Source organism: Mesotoga sp. Brook.08.105.5.1, assembly GCF_002752635.1.
In the GTDB taxonomy this organism is placed as follows: Bacteria; Thermotogota; Thermotogae; order Petrotogales; family Kosmotogaceae; genus Mesotoga.
In genome coordinates this window covers 62,371-68,370 of the sequence record NZ_AYTW01000008.1, presented here as the reverse complement: position 1 = coordinate 68,370, position 6,000 = coordinate 62,371, and the positions used below count along the sequence as shown (strand labels likewise).

The window sequence follows — 6,000 nt, the reverse complement described above, 5'->3', positions numbered from 1 at the left end:
TGCGTAGAATGTCCTTGTGATCATGCCATCGCTACCACCCCGCCGGAAGATATTCGCGTTTCAGTCAGTCTTCGCTCATATCTGCTGTCTTCGCCCGGTGTGCAAGGACTCGACTTCCGGAACTGTAGTCTCGAGGCTACTCGTGCGTTCACTTTCGTTATGGCCTGACCACTCGCTCACCATACTTAATATGGCTTTGTCAATAGACTTCAGTGGTTCAGTTTCCTTCCCCACTGCTATCCAAGCTACGGGGCTCTGACTTCTTCCCCGGTGGGCCTTTTTCTCCCACTGAACATTCTTGCCTTAGCTGGACGTGCACACCCTCCGCCACTTTGTGGCCCTCCTCCCTCAAGGGAGGACCTAAGATCATCATCCAAAGAGCTTGATAGGTCTTGAAGCTCTGCTCGGAGAACGGTGAACCGATAACGGACAACCATTTTCTTATTCAACTTGCACCTTGGAACTTGCAACTGCTCTTCTCGGAGAACGGTGGACCGTTGACGGTGGACTTGAGATGCTTCCTGCCGAAGGCAGCTTTCGTCTCATTTCACCAGTGACTGGTTCTTCTCTCGTGAGCGTAGCGAACCTCTCCACAACGCTCTTTCTCGTCGATTAATCTTATCGGAGAACGGTGGACCGTTGACGGTTGACCTGAGAGGCTTGCTTCGAAGCAGCATCACTTAATCATCTCCAATAATTCTGAAGCGATGAATTTCTTTGCGTACTTGCTTCCATCTTGCGGAGTCAATATCCCATTTTTGCACAGAGACTCAATAGCCCTTCTCGCGCTAACGTACGTTACACCTAGCTTTTCGCTCGCCTGTGGAATCGTTAGAATTGGGTTTTCAAATAAGTGATCGATGAGAGTCATAGGCAATGAGGACGAAAGAGATCTCACGCGTTGTGTCCAATCGTTCCTCAGATTCATCAATTCCCTAAGTTTCCGCTTCCCAAAGTTTGACTGCTCTAGCACGGCCTCAGTGAAGAATAGTACCCATGCATTCCACTCACCATCGAAACTGACGCTTCTCAGTCTCGAATAGTACTCCAGTCGGTTTGCTTCGAAATAGCCGCTTAGGTATAGACCGGGTTGATTTAACAGACCCCATGAAGTTTTCAGGAGGGCAATCAGTAATCTCCCAACCCTACCATTACCATCGACGAAGGGATGGATTGCCTCGAACTGGTAATGGACAATAGCCAGCTTCACAAGAGGCGGTATTTGCGATTCAGAGTTGATAAACACTTCCAGGTCTGAAAGGCAGCGATTCAACTCTTCCGGAGGCGGGGGAACGAAGTCAGCTTCATTCAACGTGCATCCTGGCTTGCCTATCCAATTCTGTGTCGTTCTAAGCTCTCCCGGGTACGCATGCCCGCCTCTGACGTCCTTCATTAGAATGGCGTGAAGCTCTCTGAAGAGCCTTGTCGAGACAGGCAGGGACTTGATCCTGTCTAGACCGTACTCAAGAGCCTTCAGATAATTTGAAACCTCCCTGACGTCCTCCGGCAAACCTGAGCTCTCAGCCGAGGCTTCAAAAAGGTAAAGATCGCTTATCTCTGAAGTGGCCCCCTCGATCTGAGACGATGATACTGCCTCTTTTCGCAATAGGGGGCGGGTAAGCAATTCCGCGCCCGGACTTCCCGCAAGCAATCCAGAGAATTCGCCCATTGCTCGATTAGCTTCCCCCAGTGCAACAACAAGACTATCTACATAATCAAGCTTCGGCGGCAACGGATCGGGAATAAACGCCCAGTAGGAAAAACCGGAACCTAAAACCTTCTGAACCCTTCCCGGAGAGTCAGCTGAAAAATCTTCTGGTCTCATCCAAACCTCCAAATTGTACAGAAGTATAATTCCTATTGAGTAAATTATACAATAAACACCAAAAGTATAAGTTCCTTCCCTAAAGGAGTCAGAGTTGTGTGAATACACGTACAGATCTATCCAACATCACATCTCCACATGCTGTGCGCTAGAAGTTCCGCGGTACGCTTAAAAGCGGTGAACTCGCTGATCGCTGACGAAGACAACGTTGTCCGTCAACGGTCCGCCGTCCACCGGAAAGAACAGTTCCAAGTTTCATGTTGTCAGTTGCAAGCAGAAGGAATAGTTGTCCGTTGTTGGTTATTGGTAACCCGTCATTCGTCAAGACCCACAGCCCAGATTGTGACCAAGATCAAGTGAGGATGACAAAGTGAGTGGATTTAAGGGCATGCTTCAAAGGTAAGACGCGTCGCCAGCTACTCGTTCTCAGTAGCATCAGATAATTGTGAATGGGTCAGTCGGTTCTTTCCGCCAAACCCCAGACCCTACACTCAATACCCCCCCTGGTGATGCTATTGGAGCTGCTTTCTCTCCTTGTTCTTCGTAGTCTCGAAAAGGTTTTCTCTCGAAGCGAAGCTTCATCTCAAACTCAAAGTGACTTCTCGCTCTAAGATCCGCTGAACGCTTTAAAACATGGTTCACCGTTGACCGTTCAAGATCATGAACCCGTTCACCGCTAAGACCATCCGATCGAGAAAGAGCAATGTCGAGCCGTTCGGTACGCTCACGAGAAGCGAAAATAGGGACTGACAGGTTCCTTATGTCTGTCCCATTTTTCGCGTACTGGAAGAACATTTTTTTTAGCTTTTGCTTTTATAACATGCAGCGTGACACTTGCAACTGTCGTGCGGAGAACGGTGGACCGTTGACGGTGGACTTGAGATGCTTCCTGCCGAAGGCAGCCTTGCGTCCCCGGATGCTTCTCCGGGCATTGCGACCTGGCATGATCCTTGCCAGCCTTGCGTCCCGGCACGGTCTTCGCCGGCATTGCGTCTCATTTCACCAGTGACTGGCTCTCTCTCTTTTCTGTCACGCTCTTTGCCAAAAACGAAGAACAAAGCTGCTAGTTCTGCAACGAAGAACGTCATTACCATAATGCAAAAATGGAGTCGATATTTGTTTATCTGCAATTTCCTCTCCACTTCTGGGCCATGACATGCAATGATATAATTTTTGTGAGGTGAGAACTGATGCAGAGTCTTGATAAGATTCTAAGCGTACTGAAAAACGAAATGCCTTACTTCAGAATGCGCTATCAAATCGAATCGCTGAGAGTCTTCGGTTCTTATGCCCGTGGTGAGCAGAACAAAGAAAGCGATCTAGATCTTCTTGTTCGCTTTGAAGAGAATGCGAACCTAACGCTGATTGATTACATCGACCTCAGGAATGAGCTGTCGAGCCTCCTGTCAGTCAAGATAGATCTTGTTGACGAAAGCACTTTAAAACCTTTAATCGGAGAACATATTCTAAGAGAGGCTATTGAAATTTGAAGCGCGTATACTCAGATTATCTTAATGACATAATGGCTGAAATCGATCTTATTTTTGATTTCTGTAAGGAAATCAAGAACGCTTCCGAATTTCTGAATGACAAAAAAACTGTCAGGGCAACAATCAGAAGCCTCGAGATAATCGGCGAGGCAGTCAAAAAACTACCGAAAGAAATAACCGACAACTACCCCGAGATCCCCTGGAGAAGCATTGCGGGAATGAGAGATATACTAATTCATGAATACTTCGGGGTGAATATGAATCTTGTCTGGAACACGATTCAAAAAGAGTTACTGCCTTTAAGAACTGCCGCCCAAAAGATAATTGACGAGTGAAGTATATTCTGCTGTGAACCAGGATCATTCCACCTGCGTGTATCTATACTCGGGCATTGAGAACCGTGCTGGGTTGTGCGTTGTTGGTAAGAGCCGAGAAAGATTATCGAGAGTTCGCTCACTCACGAGAAGACGAGAACCCCTCTCTCCTGTTTCTCGTCCTCTCTCCTCATCTCGTACCTTCCCGCTCTTACGAACCAAGAACAAAGCTTCTAGCTCCGGAACGAAGAACTGCTCTTTGGTCTTCTGAAGCAAGAACCTGGACGCGCAGCGTCGGAACGAGGAACTTGGGCGCAACGCGCCGGAATCGATCTTCCGATACTATCGGAGAACGGTGAACCGATAACGGACAACCATTTTCTTATTCAACTTGCATCATGGAATTTGCAACTGATGGATTTCTCGGAGAACGGCGGACCGTTGACGGTTGACTTGAGAGGCTTCCTGCCGAACAGCCTCATTCCTACAAGAGTGTGCAAAGACATGTGTAGTACTCAGTAACACTCTCATATAACTCATATGCTGTGGATCCTGAAATAGGCAATTTACAACTACCGGCTCTCTGCAGATATTCAGACAATCTTCTTTTGTGATCCATGAATGCAGAGAGGACTAGATACTCATCCTCAATCAACTCATCCCTGAGACATTCTTCCAGAATCAAGAGCGAAGCAAGAAGAAACCATGGAGAACTAATCGGCTGAATTTCAAATTCAAAAAGCCTTGCGAAGTCTCTTTGGACGGAAAACAGTCTCTCTCTTGCTGACCTTTTCTCTTCCAAAACGCCGGCCTTAGCTAGCTTCTCTAGTTCTAGAAGTACGGCCTTCTGATTGAGAAAGCGATCGATTGCTATTTGATTCGAATTTGCGCTTCCCCTAGTCAGTAAATGGAATATCACCTCTGCCCTGGTAGTAGATCCAAATACTAGTCTCAGTCGAATAAGCAAGTTAGTTATATCTCTTGCGTCGGGCTCAGTGATGTACTTGCTGGAAGTAGTGCCAGCGTGCACTTCAGAAACATCAACCGGTAGTTCAATATGATCGGTCACAACTTTCCGAAGTCTTTTCAAGCGAGAATGATTGATATATTTGAGGTTTACTACGCTCCAGTCCAGGGAGATCTTCTGTAGACGCTTTTCGTGTTTGCAGAAATAACTGGAAAAGCCAATAGCGCTCTCCGGATCACTAAAACATTTCATCGTTTGCTCGGCTCTCGACCAAGCACCAAGATTTACCCACTGGCTCCACAATATCCCAACGGCGTTATCTATAACCAATTTCTTAAAGCTCTTTGGATGCATCATCAAAACCGAGCCTCCGAAAGAGATCGATCAAGATTACTCTAAAAGCCGGCGAGACATCGTGAGTCATTGTTCATTTCGCTGCATCTACAATCTCACTTTCCGTTGCTCTAACTTCATCAGATCATCTACGTGATAGCCGCCTCGGTCAGCCGAAGCATACAACTTAAAGTGAATCTGATCTATTCGCGAAATATAATATACAGAAAGAGAACTTCCAATTTGAACCTTGGTTAGTCGCTTCGAAAATCCTTCGGGCAAACCGAGTTCTACGAGTGATGCCGGTCCGTCGTTTATCCAGTCTCTGGGAAGCCCCAGATCCCTGGCCACTTTTCCGGCAGCGTCTAGAAGCCAAGCCGGGAATTCGGCCCTACTGACGACAATCTGATCCTCGACTTCCTCTGCGAAACAAACCACATCTATATCGCCGTCGTCCTTTGGACCAAACCAAGAGCGTTCAGTGCGGTGCCACCGCAAATAACCAGACCGATTCTCTTAGCAATCCTCTTTATCTGAGAATACAAAGCCTTCAAAGCAACTTCCATATCTGAGAAACTCATATTTCTCTTCATAACATCAGTATATCACATACGATGTATTAGTATATCATATACTATTTCACTTGAAAAAACGCAAGTTGCTATCCCATAAATAGCGGGACTATAGTTTCTCGATGTCAGTCTCTTCCAGCAGCAACTTGGCGCTCCAGCTGTTGTGAATGTTCGTTTTCGATTTGTGAGAAAAAGCCTGATCCTCAATGAAATTTCGTTATATTATACAGGACGATTTGAAGAGATCAGTCCTCCGTCAGCTGTCCAAGAACAAGGACCCGATGAACGATCTATAACATGGTTCGCCGTTGACCGTTCAAGATCATGAACCCGTTCACCGAAAAGGCCGCTCTACGCCAGAAGTTCCGCTGATCGCTTAAGAACGGTGAACCCGCTGGTCGCTGTGGAGAACCGTCCTTCGTGACTCGTCCCAGATCATGGACCCGTCCTTGGGTTGGGAAGAGCTTGAGGTCAGAGGCAAGAGGTCGGAAGAGCGAAG

Annotated in this window: 6 protein-coding genes; 2 read left to right on the top strand and 4 right to left on the bottom strand. The window is 47.1% G+C overall.

Features of this window, described 5'->3' with window-relative positions; all coding sequences use genetic code 11:
* Window positions 1-676: 676 nt before the first annotated feature.
* Complete coding sequence (locus V512_RS04590) at window positions 677-1,825, bottom strand: Fic family protein (RefSeq protein WP_099829286.1); 1,149 nt, start codon at window positions 1,823-1,825, stop codon at window positions 677-679.
* 1,190 nt (window positions 1,826-3,015) lie between these two features.
* Here V512_RS04590 and V512_RS04575 point away from each other — a divergent pair.
* Window positions 3,016-3,315 carry a nucleotidyltransferase family protein gene (locus tag V512_RS04575; RefSeq protein WP_099829283.1) on the top strand — a complete coding sequence of 100 codons (300 nt, stop codon included), beginning with the start codon at window positions 3,016-3,018 and terminating at the stop codon, window positions 3,313-3,315.
* Window positions 3,312-3,650 (top strand): DUF86 domain-containing protein, encoded by a 339-nt coding sequence (locus tag V512_RS04570; protein WP_099829282.1) that lies wholly within the window; start codon window positions 3,312-3,314, stop codon window positions 3,648-3,650. The genes V512_RS04575 and V512_RS04570 overlap by 4 nt, the downstream gene beginning before the upstream one ends.
* A 463-nt stretch (window positions 3,651-4,113) precedes the next feature.
* Here V512_RS04570 and V512_RS04560 read toward each other — a convergent pair whose 3' ends face one another.
* The 3 genes from V512_RS04560 to V512_RS14895 all read right to left on the bottom strand — a co-directional run bounded on the left by V512_RS04560 (window position 4,114) and on the right by V512_RS14895 (window position 5,510).
* Complete coding sequence (locus V512_RS04560) at window positions 4,114-4,956, bottom strand: hypothetical protein (RefSeq protein ID WP_099829280.1); 843 nt, start codon at window positions 4,954-4,956, stop codon at window positions 4,114-4,116.
* Between the two features lie 81 nt (window positions 4,957-5,037).
* Complete coding sequence (locus V512_RS14900; RefSeq protein WP_243392256.1) at window positions 5,038-5,367, bottom strand: hypothetical protein; 330 nt, start codon at window positions 5,365-5,367, stop codon at window positions 5,038-5,040.
* Window positions 5,368-5,369: 2 nt separating this feature from the next.
* Window positions 5,370-5,510, bottom strand: a complete 141-nt coding sequence (locus V512_RS14895) for a hypothetical protein (RefSeq protein ID WP_243392255.1) — start codon at window positions 5,508-5,510, stop codon at window positions 5,370-5,372.
* Between the last annotated feature and the right edge of the window lie 490 nt (window positions 5,511-6,000).

What these genes read in the sequence shown, in the direction of transcription:
- V512_RS04590 (WP_099829286.1), bottom strand. Translation starts at nt 1,825, where the DNA reads ATGAGACCAGAAGATTTTTCAGCTGACTCTCCGGGAAGGGTTCAGAAG.
- V512_RS04575 (WP_099829283.1), top strand. Translation starts at nt 3,016, where the DNA reads ATGCAGAGTCTTGATAAGATTCTAAGCGTACTGAAAAACGAAATGCCT.
- V512_RS14895 (WP_243392255.1), bottom strand. Translation starts at nt 5,510, where the DNA reads ATGAGTTTCTCAGATATGGAAGTTGCTTTGAAGGCTTTGTATTCTCAG.